Source organism: Enterobacter sp. RHBSTW-00994, assembly GCF_013782625.1.
Classification (GTDB): domain Bacteria; phylum Pseudomonadota; class Gammaproteobacteria; order Enterobacterales; family Enterobacteriaceae; genus Enterobacter.
In genome coordinates, this window is sequence record NZ_CP056199.1 from 1,288,594 (window position 1) to 1,306,627 (window position 18,034).

Below are 18,034 nucleotides of genomic sequence, written 5' to 3' on the forward strand. Positions count from 1 at the left end.
GCGAATATCGAAGGAAAGCGTTTCAATTCAAGGGAATGTTGTATTTATCAACTATTTTTGAACTAACGACAGGCAGTATATCATTGAAACGGTCGATAAAGCAGCCTGTCAGGTCGCCAATTTGTAAAATAGTTGTTGGTTTGTGCCTTTTGCCCTGCATAAGGCAGGGGCTTATGTTGAACACCCAGGTCAGAAGGCCTGGCGAATGATGTTGATGACGTTTTCGAGGACCGGATCGCGCAGGCTGAGTTTGTTGTAATGAAGAGATATTTCAATAGATTCGGTGTTCAGCGGGTCAAAAGGAATGCTTTCAAGTGGCCAGCACTGGCGAAGCAGATTGTACAAGCGCGATGGCATAACACACAGCATGTCACTGCTACCAATCATAGACGCAATAGTAAACATATTGTAACTGCTGAAGCTAACCTGACGCTCAGGGAAGATTTCATCAACTCGCTGTCGAAGAGGGTTCAGGCGTTGCCCTTCGGCCATAAAAGATGAATGTTCATAGCTGCGAAGATTATCCACCGTTAAAGGCTGACTGAGAGCCGGGTGCTGCTTACGACACACCAGCAAAAGGTGGTCTGCATAGAGTACATTTTGCCCTAATGCTCTGGCGCCAAAATGGTTGCTATCGATAATCAGGTCGGTCTGGAATTGTGCAAGTTGCGTTTCGGCATCGCTTACGGGAATGTTGCGAAGCAACAGCTGAGGAGCATGCTGCTTCACAGCCTGGTAAATGGCTGGCAGAACAAGTACACCAACAGAGGGCGATGTTCCTATGGTGATGGTTCTTTGCTTGTCGTAACTCCCGGTTAAGTCCAGAGCCCCCAGAATAGATTCTAGCCCCTGGCTAATGTACTCGTGAAGGTGGGTCGCATAGGCAGTAGGCGTGACGCCCTGGCCTTTACGAATAAATAACGGATCGGGAAATATGGCACGCAATTTTTGAATTGACTGACTAATAGCAGAAGGCGTGAGATTAAGAATTTTCGCAGCGTTAACGATACCCTTATGGACATATACTGCCTCAAAAATAGTCAGCAAATTGAGGTCAATATTACGTAAAGTCCGAAAAATTTGCGGCTTATCTTCGCCGCCAGGTTCATTCAGGCGTTTGGCTGGTAAATTATTATACTCCACGCTTTCACTCCGTATTCATTCACAATATGAATGATAGTTGAATTTATTTATTGTGCTTGTAGATATTCGTAAAGTGTTTTGTAGGTATCACTTGTTTATCAAAAACAGACAGTTGTGTGATAATCACGCAAGTTACACGAGTCCCGCAGGAAGCACGGTCAGGGGGATGAATAATATGTAACGCTAATATGCAGGCGTGTTTAGGCGCTTCGAAAATATAGAATCTGCGGAATATTGTAAAGCGTAAAAACGGTAAATAAGCGGTGGCTCGTCAAATAATCGAGCCATAATGTATAATATATTAAGCAGGGATATATTCGTGGGGAGGATTGTTAAGTAGTGCTAACAAGTTGTTCAAAAGCACAGGACGAATAATATCAGGAGTAGCCGTTTCGACCCACTGGCGCATTTGCGTCATTTCCATTCCTGCATAGCCACATGGATTGATGCGCAAAAAGGGGGCGAGATCCATATTTATATTCAGGGCAAGTCCGTGAAATGAGCAGCCTTTACGGATACGCAGTCCCAGTGAGCAGATCTTCATCTCACCGACGTAGACGCCGGGTGCGTCAGCACGTGGATGGGCATCAATACCATATTCAGCAAGTGTGTTAACAACGGTCTGTTCCAGGACTGTGACCAACTCACGTACGCCCAGTTTTCTGCGCTTAAGGTTAAGCAATACATACATGACCTGCTGACCAGGACCATGATAAGTGACTTGCCCGCCGCGATCGCTTTGTATTACCGGGATATCACCCGTCATCAACAAATGTTCAGCTTTGCCAGCTTGCCCCTGAGTAAACACGGGCAGGTGTTCAACCAGCCAGATCTCATCGGGTGTTGTGTCATCGCGTGAGTCAGTAAAGTCGTGCATCGCCTGGGAGACAGGCTCGTAAGGTTGTAGCCCTAGATGGCGGACAAGAATTTTATCCTGGTACAAAACAACGTCTCCGAAGAGAAGGTATAAAAGGTGACGAGGAGTATATCACAGCGAGGAGATGGGTTACCCGGCAAACCGGGCAACCGCAGAGGGACTACAGTACCATACGAACAATATCTATGTTGCCAAGTTCTTCGTACAGCGTCTCAACCTGCTCAATATGAGTAGCGGTGATAGTGATTGAGACAGAGTGATAGTTGCCTTTGCTGCTTGGTTTCACTGTCGGAGAGTAGTCACCTGGCGCATGGCGCTGTACCACTTCAACCACCTGATCAACCAGCTCAGGCAACGCCTGCCCCATTACTTTGTAAGTAAATGGCGTAGGGAATTCAAGCAGTTCGTTAAGTTTGGTTTTCATGTCAGCTCCGGCATTGCATCTAAAAAGAATAACTCCCACTGCGTGTGGGAGTTATCAGGTTACTTAGTATATGGGGATCAAAATCACACTTTCAAGTGTTCAATTTTTAGCCAAACCAGTGATGGAACATCAATTTAATGTAATCAATGATTTTGCCGAAGAAATTACCTTCCGGGATTTCTTGCAGGACCACTAATGGGCGTTGATCGATGGTTTTACCATCCAGCTGGAAGTTAATCGTACCCACAACCTGATTTTTCTGCAGTGGTGCATGCAGTTCAGTTGTGTTCAGCACGTAGCTGGCCTTCAAATCTTTCATACGGCCACGTGGGATAGTCAGGTACAGATCCTTGTCCACGCCCAGCGAAGCACGGTCATTATCGCCAAACCACACAGGCTCGGATGCAAACTCTTTACCGGCTTTCAGTGGGTTCACGGTTTCGAAGAAACGGAAGCCCCAGGTCAGCAGTTTTTTACTCTCAGTTTCACGACCTTTAAAGGTGCGACCACCCATAACGGCTGAGATCAGACGCATCTGACCTTCCGTCGCTGACGCAACCAGGTTGTAACCTGCTTTGTCCGTGTGACCCGTCTTAATACCGTCAACATTCAGGCTGTTATCCCACAGCAACCCATTACGGTTGGTTTGGCGGATACCGTTGAAAGTGAACTCTTTTTCTTTGTAGATAGAATATTCGTTAGGCACATCGCGGATCAGCGCTTGACCAATCAGCGCCATATCGCGTGCGGAGCTATACTGCCCATCAGCATCGAGGCCGTGAACGGTCTGGAAGTGACTATTCTTCAGACCGAGGGCGGTAACATAGCTGTTCATCAGGCCTACGAATGCATCCTGGCTGCCCGCTGCGAAATCAGCCATGGCGACGCAAGCGTCGTTACCGGATTGCAGGTTAATGCCACGAATAAGCTGAGAAACGGGAACCTGCATGCCTGGTTTCAGGAACATCAGCGATGAACCCTTAAAGACCGGGTTACCGGTAGCCCATGCATCATTACCGATCGTGACCAGGTCGCTTTCTTTAAATTTACCTGCTTTCATTGCCTGGCCGATAACATAACTGGTCATCATCTTAGTCAGGCTGGCGGGATCACGGCGGGCGTCAGCATTCTGTTCTGCCAACACTTTGCCAGAGTTGTAATCGATCAGGACGTAGGACTCCGCGTCGATTTGCGGAACGCCAGGGATCATGGTCTTGATATTCAGGTCATCGGCGTGAGCAGCAGAGAATGCAACTGCGCAAAGGGCCGTGGTCAGCGCCATGCGCTGCACAAAACGAGCAGAAAAAGTGGTCTTCATGGTCAGAACTACGACATCCGTGATGGAATTAAAAAAAGTGCCTTACTATAGCAAATGCTATACAGGCAGGCATCCGACTTTCGGCATGACTTTGTGAATGTTGGTTACACAAATTGACAATTCGGATACCGCCGATTATTTACTTTGCAACAGCAATAAATGACTGCAGTTGAGCTTCATTTTGCAGGCGTTGTTGTAGCGCTGTGGCTTGAGGTTTGCTGGCGAATGGCCCCATCTGGATACGCCATACCGCACCGTTTTGCTCCACGCGGCCTGGGACCCCAAATCGCTGGCTCAACTGCTGTTGGTACTGCTGCGCACGGGTATGATCGCTAACAGCACCCACCTGAACAACAAAGCCACCATTGACACTACTGGTTGCAGCGGGAGCGGATACTGCTGCGCTTTGCGTGGTTGCTGGTGCAGTCACAGGTGCAGTCTGTGTCGCGGGTGTTGTAACAGCAGGTGCTGGGGGGGGCTCGCTGCCTTCCAGTACGCCCGCCGCTAAGGTGGTTGGCGCACCTAAAAAGCCACTGCTTTTTACCGGCGCACCTGTTGCGTCGTCGCTCTGCAACGTATCGTTACTGATAGCGCGCACCTCACCCTGAGGCTGAACAGCCTCTGCTGGTGAAGAGGCGGCTCCCATCCCGCCACTTAAATCCGGGCGAGAGGGCAGGGCATAGGTCTGTTTTGCCACGGTCGTACAGGCCATACCCGGGCCAGACAGCGAACCATCCTGGGCCACAATGATAGGGTCGATCCGTACTTTGGTATTATTTGAGGTATTCAGGCGGTCAGCGGCTGCACGCGACAACGAGATCACACGGTCATTACCATAAGGGCCGCGATCGTTAATACGCACGACGATCATACGGCCGTTTGCCAGGTTAGTGACACGGGCATAGCTTGGGATCGGCAGCGTAGCGTGTGCGGCGGTGATCTGCATAGGGTCGAACGCCTCGCCAGATGCCGTTAGATTGCTACCGGGTTCCGCATCATAGATGGCGGCAAAACCGGCCTGACTGAAACGGGATGGATCCTGAACGATTTTGTAGCTTTTGCCATCACGCTGATAGTCCTGATTCGCCGTTGCATTCAGCGGTTCAAACGTTGGGTCAGCGCCGCTGATTTCAACGATCGGGCCATTACAGACCGCAGGCTGCGGCGGCGCGATGGTCGCCTGCTGCTGACCATCATCACTTGAACAGGCTGCCAGCAAACTTGCTGCGATGCAGATACCCAGCCACTGCTTACGCATTGCGATCCCCTTATTTTTATACGCTCTTGGACAACATTTTTCTGTGGGTATGGATCGACATCACGATACCAAACCCGGCCATCAACACGATCAGTGCCGAGCCTCCGTAACTGACCAGTGGCAGCGGTACGCCTACAACAGGCAGAATACCACTCACCATACCAATATTTACGAAGACATAAACGAATAAAATCAACATCAATCCACCCGCCATGACGCGGCCAAAGGTGGTTTGCGCACGAGCCGCAATCCATAACCCGCGCATGATGAGCAGCACATAGAGTGCCAGCAGGATTAAAATACCAACCAGTCCCAGCTCTTCCGCCAGTACCGCAAAGATAAAGTCAGTGTGGCGCTCAGGTAAAAATTCCAGCTGCGATTGCGTACCGTGGAGCCAGCCTTTGCCGCGCAAGCCACCAGAGCCAATGGCAATCTTCGACTGAATTATATGATAGCCTGCTCCGAGTGGGTCGGTTTCAGGATCTAACAGCATCATGACGCGCTGACGCTGGTAATCATGCATCAGGAAGAACCAGAGAATTGGAATAAAGGCGGCTATCAATACCACTGCAATCCCAATCAAACGCCAACTCAATCCGGATAAGAACAGAACAAACAGACCGGACAACGCAATAAGGATAGACGTACCGAGGTCAGGCTGTGCCGCGACCAGCAATGTTGGCAGGAAAATCAGTACCAGTGCTATAGCCGTATTTTTGAGCGATGGCGGGCAGACATCACGGTTAATAAAGCGGGCGACCATCAGTGGTACAGCAATTTTGGCGATTTCCGACGGCTGGAAACGCACAATCCCCAGATCCAGCCAACGCTGTGCGCCTTTTGATATTGCACCAAAGGCATCTACGGCCACCAGTAACACAATACAAAAAATGTACAGATATGGTGCCCAGCCTTCATAAACGCGAGGCGGGATTTGTGCCATCACGACCATAATGACCAGGCCCATCGCGATTTGGCCGATTTTGCGTTCCATCATGCCGATATCCTGGCCGCTGGCGCTCCAGATCACTAATGCACTGTATACCAGCAGGGCTAGCAGGATCAGTAGCATCGCTGGATCGATGTGGATTTTATCCCACAACGATTTTTTATTCGGATTATCTGTCATGGTTATTGGTCCTCCGCCGCAGCGGATACCGGATTTTCAGCCGGCAGTTCGGTGTTGTTATCACCCAGCATAATATGGTCCAGGATTTGGCGCATGATCGTACCTACGGCCGGACCTGCGCCGCCATTTTCCAGAATCATCGCCACCGCAACCTGCGGGTTATCGTAAGGGGCAAACGCTGTCATGAGCTTATGGTCGCGCAAACGTTCAGCGATGCGGTGCGCGTTGTAGGTTTCATTCGCTTTAAGACCAAATACCTGCGCAGTACCTGACTTCGCCGCTACTTTATAAGGTGCGCCTGCAAAGTATTTATGGGCAGTGCCGTTCGGGCGGTTTGCCACACCGTACATACCGTCTTTGGCGATTTCCCAGTACCCTGAATGAATATCACCTACTGGAGCTTCGTGCGGCTGTGACCAGGGGACTTTTTTACCGTCTTCTACTGTGCTCATCAACAGATGGGGCACTTTCACAACGCCATCGTTGATGAGAATCATCATTGCTTTATTCATTTGCAACGGGGTAGCTGTCCAGTAGCCCTGGCCAATACCGACCGGGATGGTGTCACCCTGATACCATGGTTTTTTAAAGCGTTTTAGTTTCCATTCACGGGTTGGCATGTTACCTGAACGCTCTTCAGACAAATCGACGCCAGTATAATGGCCGTAGCCGAATTTGCTCATCCACTGTGACAGGCGGTCGATTCCCATGTCGTAAGCCACCTGATAGAAGAAGGTATCCGCTGACTCTTCCAGTGACTTCGTGACGTTCAGATGGCCGTGGCCCCATTTTTTCCAGTCGCGATAACGTTTATCTGAGCCTGGTAACTGCCACCAGCCTGGGTCAAACAGGCTGGTATTGCGGTTGATCACGCCCGCGCTAAGTGCGGATACTGCGACATAGGGTTTTACCGTTGATGCTGGAGGATAAACCCCCTGCGTCGCACGGTTTACCAGAGGGGTGTTCGGGTCGTTTAGCAGGCCAGAATAATCTTTGCTGGAGATCCCATCGACGAACAGGTTTGGATCGTAGCTTGGCATTGAGACCAACGCCAAAATACCGCCCGAGCGAGGGTCAGTAACCACAACGGCGGCACGACTGCCTGCCAGTAACGTTTCGATGTACTGCTGAAGTTTAAGGTCAAGTGTCAGATAGACATCATGACCGGCCTGCGGAGGCACTTCTTTTAGCTGACGGATAACACGGCCTCGGTTGTTAACTTCAACCTCTTCATAGCCCGTCTGCCCGTGCAGAACATCTTCGTAAAAGCGTTCAATGCCGAGTTTACCGATATCATGCGTCGCGGCGTAGTTCGCCAGCTTGCCATCTTTATCGAGTCTGTCGACATCTTTATCGTTTATTTTGGATACGTAGCCGATAACGTGCGTCAGTGCTGAACCGTAGGGATAATAGCGACGCTTATAGCCTTTAACTTCTACGCCGGGGAAGCGATATTGGTTCACGGCAAAACGGGCAACCTGAACTTCTGTCAGGTTGGTTTTTACCGGAATGGAGGTGAAGCGGTGCGAACGTGCGCGCTCCTTTTTAAAGGCTGCGATATCGTCGTCATTGAGGTCGACCACGCTTTTGAGTGCATCCAGCGTATCCTGAACGTTATCGACCTTCTCCGGCATCATCTCGATTTGGTAGATGGTGCGGTTTAACGCCAGCGGAGTGCCGTTACGATCGTAAATAATGCCACGGCTGGGTGCAATAGGAACCAGTTTGATACGGTTTTCGTTTGAGCGCGTCTGGTAATCGGTAAAACGGACAATTTGCAGATTATAAAGGTTGGCGATCAGCACGCCAGTAAGCAGCAAAATCCCCGTAAAGGCGACCAGCGCCCGGCGCACAAACAGCGCGGACTCAGCCGTATAGTCGCGAAAAGAATTCTGTAGTTTCATCCGCTGCTTAATCTACCCTGGTCAGTCATTACTCGCGGTGATAAGGGTGGTTGGTAGTAATGCTCCACGCACGATACAGGCTTTCCGCTACCAGAACCCGAACAAGCGGGTGGGGTAGCGTTAGTGCGGAGAGGGACCAACTTTGTTCTGCTGCCGCTTTGCAGGCGGGGGATAACCCTTCTGGCCCGCCAATCAACAGACTGACGTCACGACCATCCTGCTTCCAGCGCTCCAGTTCGAGCGCCAGTTGCGGCGTATCCCAGGGTTTACCTGGAATATCAAGAGTGACGATGCGGTTCTTGCCTGCGGCAGCCAGCATCAGTTCACCCTCTTTATCGAGAATACGTTTGATATCAGCGTTCTTGCCGCGTTTTCCTGCTGGGATCTCCACCAGTTCAAACGGCATGTCTTTTGGGAAACGACGCAGATATTCAGTAAAACCCGTTTGTACCCAGTCCGGCATTTTTGTGCCGACGGCTACTAGCTGCAACTTCACGCATTAACCCCAGAGTTTTTCCAGCTCATACAGGCGACGGCTCTCTTCCTGCATAACGTGGACAATAACATCTCCGAGGTCGACAACTACCCAGTCTGCGGTCGCTTCACCTTCTACGCCAAGTGGCAGCAGGCCTGCTGCACGCGATTCCTGAGCAACGTGATCAGCAATCGAAACAACATGACGAGTAGATGTGCCTGTGCAAATAATCATGCAGTCGGTGATACTGGATTTACCGTGAACGTCGATAGCGATAATGTCCTGACCTTTCAGGTCATCAATTTTGTCGATAACAAAATCCTGGAGTGCTTTACCCTGCAAGTTTTCCCCCTGGGTGAATGAGATTGTACAACTATGAATTCGTGGCCAGACAGTATACCTGAACTGACGCCCGTGTCGGGACAAATGTCACCGCCCGGGCTTTTGAAGGCGGGTATCATCCCACCCTCCGCCTGAGATTGCATCGCCATTTTTGTAAAACAATTTCTGTAAAGCAATGAGTGGCGGGAAAGTCTGGCAGCGGAGGATATCAGCATGGCTTGACCTGTCAAGGCAGGATAGTAAATAACACGCGTTTTCGCGGGTTATGCTGATGTTTCTGCGCTTTTCTGATACAGCCCGTGATGGTGGATATACTCCAGAACCGACAGTGGAAGCAGGTCGTCGCAAGGTAAATCGTGTTGCAGACGTTCGCGAATTAGCGTCGCAGAAATATCAAACCACGGTGTTTCTGCCAGATAAATCTTTCCTGCAGGCAGTGCATGCAAATCTTCAATGTCATCCGTGAGATGCGCATCCAGCCATTGCTGATGCTGCGCTTCTTTCATCGTCAGTGGATAGCCAGGACGACGACAAACCAGAAGATGGCTGTTTTCCAGAATCGTTTCATACTGATGCCAACTGGGGAAACTAAGCAGCGAGTCCTGACCAATGATAAACGCCAGCGGCTTTTCCGGCCCTTGTTCTGCGCGCCATTCTTGCAATGTTTGCGACGTCCAGGAGGGCGTGTCCCTGCGCAGTTCCCGCTCATCAAGTGTAAACAGAGGTTTGTCTGCTATGGCCAGTTCCAGCATACATTTACGTTGCTCACTGGTGGCTTCGGGTTGAGGGCGGTGCGGTGGGACATTGTTGGGCATGATAATCACGCGTTGCAGGCCAATAAGATTGGCCAGTATTTCAACCGGTTTCAGATGCCCATAATGCACGGGGTCAAACGTGCCGCCGAAGAGTGCCTGTAAAGAGCTCATATTATCCATCGATAAAAACGTCTGCCAGCGCCTTGTGGCAGAGCAGTAAGGACAGACTTTCCAGTTCGCCCCAGATCGATTGGCCGTAGTCTTGCTTTAGGGTCAACTCGGCACGCATCAATAATTGAACGGCCTGGCGAAGCTGTTCGGTGCTCAGGCGATTTATCGCTTCGGTGGTCATCGCCCGACGATTTTGCCAAACGCGGTGTTTATCAAACAACGTACGCAGAGGCGTCTGTGCAGACTGGCGCTTAAGATTGTTCAGCAGCAACAGTTCACGTTGCAATGTGCGAAGCAAAATAACCGGCTCACTCCCCTCAAGACGCAGTTGCTGCAAAATATGCAGAGCACGTTTGCTCTTCGCTGAAAGTAATGCATCAACCCAGTGGAATGGGGTGAAGTGAGCAGCATCATTAACGGCTTGCTCAACGCGCGGTAATGTCAACTTTCCATCTGGCCACAACAGCGAAAGCCTTTCCAGTGCTTGCGAGAGCGCCAGTAAGTTACCCTCATAGCAGTAGCAAAGCAGCTGATTGGCCGCATCATCCAGTTGCAGTTTTTGTTGTTTTGCTCTTGCCGCGACCCATTTGGGTAAATGCGCCTGCTCAGGTGTTTGGCAGGTAACCAGAACAGAATGAGGAGAGAGCTGGGTAAACCACGCAGCATTTTCTTGCGCTTTTGTGAGCTTATTTCCGCGTACAATGAGCAAAAGGTCACTGTGCAACAGACTGACGAGCGTTGTCAGTTGTTCGTTGATCGCCGCGTTAGGCCCATTATCCGGCAGAAGAATCTGGATAGTTTGCCGCGACGCAAACAGACTCATGGCCTGGCAGAGTGAAAAAAGAGACTGCCAGTCGGTGCTGTTATCAATCTGGAAAGTGTGGTGTTCATCAAAGCCTTGCGTTGCTGCCACATCTCGAATGGCGTCAAGGCTTTCCTGAAGTAATAACGGATCGTTTCCGAGTAACAGATACGCCGCGCGCAGCCCTTCAGTGAGCTGCGCGCGGAGTTGTTCAGGATACAACTTGAGCATCAGTTACCCATAGACGTAGGAACCGGAGAAGAGATCTCCTCAGGTTGCGCTACTGTGGCAGCTTCTTTGGAAGTCGCCTGGATACTTGGCAATTGACGAATCAACTGCTCCGCCGCTTTGTCGTACATTTCGTTGATGATAATGGTCTGCTCAGCATCTTTTGCCAGCGCAGTTTGCGGGTTATCAAAGAACGAACGGTAGACTTTCGTACTGATTGGGTAAATATCTTTACCTGGAATTAATACGGCAGCGCTCACCGACATAACCAGCTGATACTCCGCCGTACGCCCGTCCTGGAAGATGGACGCGGTGTCTCTGTTCAGTGCTGCATTCAGGACGCGGAACGACGGTATGTCCTTACGTAACGATCCTTTTTCCACAAGCTCAACACCATTCAGGCGCAGCTGGTTACGAATCGCCCGACTCAATGGGCCATTCGGATCCCCGGAATCGAAGATCATCGTTTTCATCTGAACAGGCACTGCCGTGGTATTGCGCAAGTGCCAGCCACAACCTGCGGTGACGAGCACCGACAGAGATAAGAGTAATGTTGCCAGTTGTCGCACGTTTCCTCCCGCGCTTAGCCAACGACCAGATTCAGCAATTTACCTGGTACGTAGATCACTTTACGTACGGTAACGCCCTCAAGATATTTCGCAACCAGATGCTCCTGGCCTGCGCGCTCGCGAACCTGTTCTTCAGTAGCATCGACTGCAACGGTGATTTTACCGCGCACTTTGCCGTTTACCTGCACCACAACCAGCGTGGTGTTTTCCACCATCGCAGATTCATCGGCGACTGGCCATGGCGCGTTGTCGATATCGCCTTCGCCTTTCAGCTCTTGCCACAGGGTAAAGCTTGCGTGTGGCGTGAACGGGTTCAGCATACGTACTACGGCCAACAGCGCCTCACGCATTAACGCACGATCCTGTTCGCCTTCTTGTGGTGCTTTCGCCAGTTTGTTCATCAGTTCCATAATAGCCGCAATTGCGGTATTGAAGGTCTGACGACGACCAATATCATCGGTCACTTTTGCAATCGTTTTATGAACATCACGACGCAGAGCTTGTTGATCTTCGCTCAGTGCATCGACATTCAGCGCTGGCGCATCACCCTGAGAGGTGTGTTCGTAAACCAGTTTCCAGACACGCTTCAGGAAGCGGTTAGCCCCTTCAACGCCGGATTCCTGCCACTCCAGCGTCATATCCGCTGGTGACGCGAACATCATGAACAGACGCACGGTATCTGCGCCATAGCGCTCAACCATTTCCTGCGGGTCGATGCCGTTGTTTTTGGACTTGGACATCTTGCTCATGCCGGTATACACCAGCTCGTGACCTGCAGCGTCGCTCGCTTTCACGATGCGACCTTTTTCATCACGCTCAACAATCGCTTCTTTCGGTGAAACCCAATTACGCTCGCCGTTCGCGCCGACATAGTAAAATGCATCCGCCAGAACCATACCCTGACACAGCAACTGTTTTGCAGGTTCGTCAGAGTTCACGAGGCCTGCATCACGCATCAGTTTGTGGAAGAAGCGGAAGTAGAGCAGGTGCATGATGGCGTGTTCGATACCGCCGATGTAGATGTCAACCGGCAACCAGTAGTTCGCGGCATCTGAATCCAGCATACCTTCCTGATATTGCGGGCAAGTATAGCGCGCGTAGTACCAGGAGGATTCCATAAAGGTGTCGAAGGTGTCAGTTTCACGCAGCGCAGGTTGACCGTTAACGGTCGTTTTTGCCCACTCTGGATCGGCTTTAATTGGGCTGGTGATACCGTCCATCACGACGTCTTCCGGCAGGATCACCGGCAGTTGATCTTCTGGCGTAGGCAATACCGTACCGTCTTCCAGCGTAACCATTGGGATTGGTGCACCCCAGTAGCGCTGACGGGAAACCCCCCAGTCGCGCAGACGGTAATTGACTTTACGTTCGCCTACGCCGAGTGAGGCCAGTTTGTCGGCAATAGCGTTGAAGCCATCTTCGAAGCTCAGACCGCTGAATTCACCGGAGTTGAACAGCGTACCTTTTTCGGTCAGCGCTTGCTCGGACAGATCTGGTTCAGAACCATCGGCAGCCAGAATAACCGGTTTGATGTTCAGACCGTATTTTGAGGCAAATTCATAATCACGCTGATCGTGACCCGGAACGGCCATTACCGCACCTGTACCGTATTCCATCAGCACAAAGTTGGCTGCCCAGACGGGAATCGCTTCGCCCGTCAGTGGGTGAATCGCTTTAAATCCGGTATCGACGCCTTTTTTCTCCATGGTCGCCATGTCGGCTTCGGCCACTTTGGTGTTACGGCATTCGTCGATAAAGGTGGCCAGTGCCGGATTGTTCGCAGCCGCTTTTTGCGCCAGCGGGTGACCTGCGGCAACGGCCAGGTAGGTCGCCCCCATGAAGGTGTCCGGACGGGTTGTGTAAACCGTCAGCGTTTGATCGTAGTTCTCAACGTTGAAGGTAATTTCTACACCTTCAGAACGACCAATCCAGTTGCGCTGCATGGTTTTAACGGTATCTGGCCAGTGATCCAGGTTATCCAGATCGTTCAGTAGTTCGTCCGCATAGGCAGTGATTTTGATAAACCACTGAGGGATCTCTTTGCGCTCGACTTTGGTGTCGCATCGCCAGCAACAGCCATCAATGACCTGTTCGTTCGCAAGAACCGTCTGGTCATTTGGACACCAGTTAACCGCAGAGGTCTTTTTGTAGACGAGGCCTTTTTTGTACAGCTCGGTGAAGAACTTCTGTTCCCAGCGGTAGTATTCAGGCGTGCAGGTCGCCAGCTCGCGGCTCCAGTCATAACCAAAGCCCAGCATTTTGAGCTGGTTTTTCATGTACGCGATGTTGTCGTAAGTCCATGGGGCAGGTGCGGTATTGTTTTTTACCGCTGCGCCTTCCGCAGGCAGACCAAATGCATCCCAGCCGATAGGCTGTAGAACGTTTTTGCCCAGCATGCGCTGGTAGCGCGCAATCACATCGCCGATGGTGTAGTTACGCACGTGGCCCATGTGTAGTCGACCAGAAGGATAGGGAAGCATCGACAGGCAGTAATACTTCTCTTTGCTCTCGTCTTCGGTAACTTCAAAGGTACGCTTCTCGTCCCAGTGTTGCTGGACTTTTGATTCTATCTCTTCCGGGCGGTATTGCTCTTGCATGGCAGCCAGTGGTCCTGTTTTCAATACAGCTACAAATGTAGCCAATGGATGTGGTATCTCAGATCCGCATAGCATAGCCCAAACGCCCGCGCCAAAACAGCCTTTCACACAAATGCGCTTTGCAGGAATTTACAGGGTCTGTGGCTCACCTGACAAAGCGGCGCTGAAATAAGGTCTATCATTAGAAACAGTTACTCACCCTGGAGGCAAAAAGATGAACAAGGTTGCTCAATTTTACCGCGAACTGGTCGCCACGCTCACGGAACGCCTGCGTAACGGCGAACGGGACATCGATGCGCTGGTTGAACAGGCACGATCGAAGGTCATGCAGACGGGGGAGTTAACGCGTACAGAGGTTGAAGAGGTGACGCGCGCCGTGCGCCGAGACCTTGAGGAATTTGCGCGAAGCTACGAAGAGAGCCAGGATGACATTACCGATAGCGTGTTTATGCGAGTGATCAAAGAGAGTCTGTGGCAAGAGCTGGCGGATATCACCGATAAAACACAGCTGGAATGGCGTGAAGTGTTTCAGGATCTCAACCATCATGGGGTTTATCACAGCGGTGAAGTAGTGGGACTGGGTAATCTGGTCTGCGAGAAATGTCATCATCACATTGCAGTTTATACGCCGGATGTCTTACCGCTGTGCCCGAAATGTGGGCACGACCAGTTCCAGCGTCGGCCATTTGAGCCGTAGATAAAAGTAAAACGGCAACCAGGATGCCGTTTTGAGTGTTTGTCCCCTCTCCCATGGGGAGAGGGCATCAGGCCGCACTGATTTTTCAGTGATAAAACGCCAACCGTTCAGCCAGAAGATCCACAAATCCCTGCCGGTCGATATCCACCATCAATGTCGTGTTTGGTTCATTACCGGTCAGGAAGTAATAATCCACCACTGTCATGCCCTGCGTGTATTTCCCTTGTGTCTCCACGCCGACCCATCGGTCCACTGTCGTAAATAATTCCGGTTTCAACAGCCAGGCAATCGTGCAAGGGTCGTGCAGTGGCGCACCGTGGAAGCCCCATTTTTCGGCCTTGTGATACTCCATAAAGAAGTCGAGCAATTCTGCGACGGTAATTGCGATGGGGTTATCAATCGCGCGAAAGCGCTCAATGTCTGCCGCCATAATCTGCGCACGGTGGGTAACGTCTAATCCAGCCATCACAACGGGCAAACCTGACTGGAAGACAATCTCGGCGGCTTCCGGGTCGACAAATATGTTGAATTCAGCAGCTGGCGTCCAGTTTCCCAGATTCATTGCGCCACCCATAATGACGATACGGGCGATTTTGCTGTGCAGTTCCGGGTGGCTGTTAAGCAGCAGCGCCACGTTGGTCTGCGGACCGGTTGCCACCAGTGTGACGGGCTCAGCGCTCTCGCGCAGTACCTTCGCCATCAGTTCAACGGCGGTGCAGCTTTGCGGCGCGAAACCCGGTTCGGGTAGCGCAGGGCCATCCAGCCCGCTCTCACCGTGAACGTTGTCAGCGATGATCAACTCGCGCATGAGCGGCTTCACCGCACCGCCAGCGACGGGAATATCTGTACGTTTTAATAACGTCAGCATTCGCAGAACATTACGCAGGGTTTTTTCTGGTGTCTGGTTTCCGGCCGAAGAGGTGACGGCCTTGAGTTCCAGTTCAGGGGAGGCGAGAGCAAGGACAAGTGCGATCGCGTCATCATGACCCGGATCGCAATCGAGGATGATCGGCTGTGCCATAGAGTTCTCCATTCTTAGCGTTATTTTGTGACAAGGTTAATGCTGCAACGTGGAGGCGACGAGGAAAAGAGATCCAAAGCGTGAAGCAGTGCGCAATCTATTGATTGCGCACTGGAAACATTAATGCAGGATTTTAGCGAGGAAGTCTTTTGCGCGGTCGGATTTAGGGTTGGCAAAGAACTCTTCTTTCGGTGAGTCTTCGACGATTTTACCTTCATCCATAAAGATCACCCGGTTTGCCACTTTACGGGCAAAGCCCATTTCGTGGGTAACAACCATCATGGTCATCCCTTCATGTGCCAGCTCGACCATAACATCCAGAACCTCGTTGATCATTTCTGGATCAAGTGCAGACGTTGGTTCATCGAACAACATCGCAACAGGATCCATGCACAGAGCGCGAGCGATTGCGACACGTTGTTGTTGGCCACCAGAGAGCTGCGCAGGAAACTTATTAGCATGCGCAGAGAGCCCGACTCGATCCAGCAATTTCAGCCCTTTTTCACGTGCAGCTGTTTTGTCGCGTTTGAGCACTTTGACTTGTGCCAGCGTCAGGTTCTCGATGATCGACAAGTGTGGGAACAGCTCAAAATGCTGGAATACCATCCCAACGTGCGAACGTAGTTTGGCAAGATTGGTTTTTTTATCGTTAACTTTGGTGTCGTTAACGAAGATCTCACCTTGTTGCACAGGCTCCAGGCCATTGACCGTTTTGATCAGCGTGGATTTACCGGAGCCTGATGGCCCGCACACCACCACAACCTCACCTTTTTTGACTTCGGTGGAGCAGTCGGTCAGCACCTGAAAGTGCCCATACCATTTAGAAACATTTTTCAGGGAAATCATTACACAGTCCTTTTCTTCAGCCAACTGACCAACAGCGACGCGCTTAAACTAATTGCAAAATAGACCCCGCCTGCAAAGAGGATCATCTCGACCTGCGTACCATCACGCTCACCGATAGTGGAGGCGGTACGGAAGAAGTCTGCCAGGCTGAGGACATAGACCAGCGAGGTATCCTGGAACAGAACGATGCCCTGGGTGAGCAGGAGCGGAACCATGGCGCGAAACGCCTGCGGCAGAATAATGAGCTTCATTGACTGCCAGTGTGTCATTCCCAAAGCCAGTGCAGCACTGGATTGTCCGCGGGAAATACTCTGAATACCGGCACGAATAATTTCTGAATAGTAAGCCGCCTCAAACATCGAGAACGCAACCATGGCAGAGATGAGGCGAATATCGGTTTTCGGCGAAAGCCCCAGTACGTTTTGCAACAGACCCGGCACGATCAAGTAAAACCACAGCAACACCATTACCAGAGGAATAGAGCGGAATACGTTCACGTATGCCGTCGCAAACCAGGCGAAAGGCTTAAAGCTCGACAGGCGCATTACGGCCAGTATTGTGCCCCAGACGATACCAATGATGATGGCGATGATGGTGATTTTTAATGTAATCACCAGACCATCCAGCAGATATGGCATCGACGGGATAATGGAACTCCAGTCATAATCGTACATTATTTGCCTCCCAGATTGCCCGGCAGGCGAATTTTGCGTTCAACCAGGTTCATCACCAGCATGATGACAGCGTTAATCAGGACATATGCGAGCGTAATAGCAGTAAAGGATTCCCATGCATGGGCAGAATAATCAAGCAGCTTACCGGCCTGTGCCGCCATATCAACCAGGCCAATGGTGGAAGCGATGGCCGAGTTTTTGACCAGGTTCATCATCTCCGAGGTCATCGGTGGAACGATGACGCGGTAGGCATTAGGCAGCAGCACATAACGATAGGCTTGCGGTAATGTCAGGCCCATGGCCAGCGCTGCATTTTTTTGACCGCGAGGCAGAGACTGGATGGCGGCGCGCACCTGCTCGCAGACACGAGCAGCAGTAAACAGCCCCAGACACAGCATTGAGGAGACAAAGAACTGAATGTTAGGGTCCAGTTCTGACTTAAACCACATGCCGATATTTTCCGGTAACAGTTCGGGAACGACCAGATACCAGGTGAAAAACTGCACAATTAATGGAACGTTACGGAACAATTCCACATAGAGCGTGCCAAGGGTTGAAAGAAAACGGTTTGGGACGGTACGCAGAATACCGAACAGAGAGCCGACAAGAAATGCGAGTATCCAGGCCGTTATGGATAGTGCAACGGTGACCTGAAAGCCACTCCATAGCCAGCCGAGATAAGTGGTGTTGCCGAACGGGGCTTGTTGCAGAAAAATGCCCCAGTTCCAGTCGATTGACATAATAAACTCCAGAAAAAAAAGGGTAGCAGCGCTACCCTCGAAGATTGGTGAGAAGCTCAATGTT

General features: G+C 51.1%; 18 protein-coding genes. 1 reads left to right on the forward strand and 17 read right to left on the reverse strand.

What is annotated here, in order from left to right:
* Nucleotides 1-189 precede the first annotated feature (189 nt).
* From HV346_RS06035 to leuS, 13 genes are all read right to left on the reverse strand, one after another.
* Nucleotides 190-1,143, reverse strand: coding sequence for a YbeF family transcriptional regulator (locus HV346_RS06035; RefSeq protein WP_181622652.1), 954 nt, complete (start codon nt 1,141-1,143; stop codon nt 190-192).
* A gap of 301 nt (nt 1,144-1,444) precedes the next feature.
* Nucleotides 1,445-2,086: a lipoyl(octanoyl) transferase LipB gene (gene lipB / locus HV346_RS06040; RefSeq protein ID WP_181622653.1), complete on the reverse strand. Its 642-nt coding sequence runs from the start codon at nt 2,084-2,086 to the stop codon at nt 1,445-1,447.
* A 94-nt stretch (nt 2,087-2,180) separates the two neighbouring features.
* Nucleotides 2,181-2,444, reverse strand: a complete 264-nt coding sequence (gene ybeD / locus HV346_RS06045) for a DUF493 family protein YbeD (protein ID WP_003022706.1) — start codon at nt 2,442-2,444, stop codon at nt 2,181-2,183.
* A gap of 106 nt (nt 2,445-2,550) precedes the next feature.
* Nucleotides 2,551-3,762: a D-alanyl-D-alanine carboxypeptidase DacA gene (gene dacA / locus HV346_RS06050; protein WP_181622654.1), complete on the reverse strand. Its 1,212-nt coding sequence runs from the start codon at nt 3,760-3,762 to the stop codon at nt 2,551-2,553.
* A 139-nt stretch (nt 3,763-3,901) separates the two neighbouring features.
* The gene (rlpA, locus tag HV346_RS06055) at nt 3,902-5,020 is read right to left on the reverse strand and encodes an endolytic peptidoglycan transglycosylase RlpA (protein ID WP_181622655.1); all 1,119 of its coding nucleotides are present in this window, start codon (nt 5,018-5,020) and stop codon (nt 3,902-3,904) included.
* A 16-nt stretch (nt 5,021-5,036) separates the two neighbouring features.
* The gene (gene mrdB / locus HV346_RS06060) at nt 5,037-6,149 is read right to left on the reverse strand and encodes a peptidoglycan glycosyltransferase MrdB (protein ID WP_014069325.1); all 1,113 of its coding nucleotides are present in this window, start codon (nt 6,147-6,149) and stop codon (nt 5,037-5,039) included.
* Between the two features lie 2 nt (nt 6,150-6,151).
* Nucleotides 6,152-8,053: a peptidoglycan DD-transpeptidase MrdA gene (gene mrdA / locus HV346_RS06065; RefSeq protein ID WP_181622656.1), complete on the reverse strand. Its 1,902-nt coding sequence runs from the start codon at nt 8,051-8,053 to the stop codon at nt 6,152-6,154.
* Between the two features lie 28 nt (nt 8,054-8,081).
* Entirely contained in the window at nt 8,082-8,549 is a 468-nt protein-coding gene (rlmH, locus tag HV346_RS06070; RefSeq protein WP_038159501.1) for a 23S rRNA (pseudouridine(1915)-N(3))-methyltransferase RlmH, read from the reverse strand.
* Nucleotides 8,550-8,552: 3 nt separating this feature from the next.
* Entirely contained in the window at nt 8,553-8,870 is a 318-nt protein-coding gene (gene rsfS, locus HV346_RS06075) for a ribosome silencing factor (protein ID WP_181622657.1), read from the reverse strand.
* 263 nt (nt 8,871-9,133) lie between these two features.
* Nucleotides 9,134-9,805, reverse strand: coding sequence for a nicotinate-nucleotide adenylyltransferase (gene nadD, locus HV346_RS06080; RefSeq protein ID WP_181622658.1), 672 nt, complete (start codon nt 9,803-9,805; stop codon nt 9,134-9,136).
* Nucleotides 9,798-10,829 carry a DNA polymerase III subunit delta gene (gene holA, locus HV346_RS06085; protein ID WP_181622659.1) on the reverse strand — a complete coding sequence of 344 codons (1,032 nt, stop codon included), beginning with the start codon at nt 10,827-10,829 and terminating at the stop codon, nt 9,798-9,800. The genes nadD and holA overlap by 8 nt, the downstream gene beginning before the upstream one ends.
* Nucleotides 10,829-11,395 carry an LPS assembly lipoprotein LptE gene (gene lptE / locus HV346_RS06090; RefSeq protein ID WP_181622660.1) on the reverse strand — a complete coding sequence of 189 codons (567 nt, stop codon included), beginning with the start codon at nt 11,393-11,395 and terminating at the stop codon, nt 10,829-10,831. Before lptE ends, holA begins: the two co-directional genes overlap by 1 nt.
* 14 nt (nt 11,396-11,409) lie before the next feature.
* Entirely contained in the window at nt 11,410-13,992 is a 2,583-nt protein-coding gene (gene leuS, locus HV346_RS06095; protein ID WP_181622661.1) for a leucine--tRNA ligase, read from the reverse strand.
* 214 nt (nt 13,993-14,206) lie between these two features.
* Between leuS and HV346_RS06100 the strand changes: the two genes are divergently transcribed.
* The gene (locus HV346_RS06100; protein ID WP_181622662.1) at nt 14,207-14,689 is read left to right on the forward strand and encodes a zinc ribbon-containing protein; all 483 of its coding nucleotides are present in this window, start codon (nt 14,207-14,209) and stop codon (nt 14,687-14,689) included.
* 85 nt (nt 14,690-14,774) lie between these two features.
* Here the strand turns inward: HV346_RS06100 and rihA are convergent, their stop codons facing one another.
* From rihA to gltJ, 4 genes are all read right to left on the reverse strand, one after another.
* Nucleotides 14,775-15,710: a pyrimidine-specific ribonucleoside hydrolase RihA gene (gene rihA / locus HV346_RS06105; RefSeq protein ID WP_181622663.1), complete on the reverse strand. Its 936-nt coding sequence runs from the start codon at nt 15,708-15,710 to the stop codon at nt 14,775-14,777.
* 120 nt (nt 15,711-15,830) lie between these two features.
* Nucleotides 15,831-16,556, reverse strand: a complete 726-nt coding sequence (locus HV346_RS06110; RefSeq protein WP_181622664.1) for an amino acid ABC transporter ATP-binding protein — start codon at nt 16,554-16,556, stop codon at nt 15,831-15,833.
* Nucleotides 16,556-17,230, reverse strand: coding sequence for a glutamate/aspartate ABC transporter permease GltK (gltK, locus tag HV346_RS06115; protein WP_181622665.1), 675 nt, complete (start codon nt 17,228-17,230; stop codon nt 16,556-16,558). The genes HV346_RS06110 and gltK overlap by 1 nt, the downstream gene beginning before the upstream one ends.
* A complete protein-coding gene (gltJ, locus tag HV346_RS06120; RefSeq protein WP_181622666.1) occupies nt 17,230-17,970 on the reverse strand; it encodes a glutamate/aspartate ABC transporter permease GltJ in 741 nt (246 codons plus the stop codon). Before gltJ ends, gltK begins: the two co-directional genes overlap by 1 nt.
* Nucleotides 17,971-18,034: the final 64 nt, after the last annotated feature.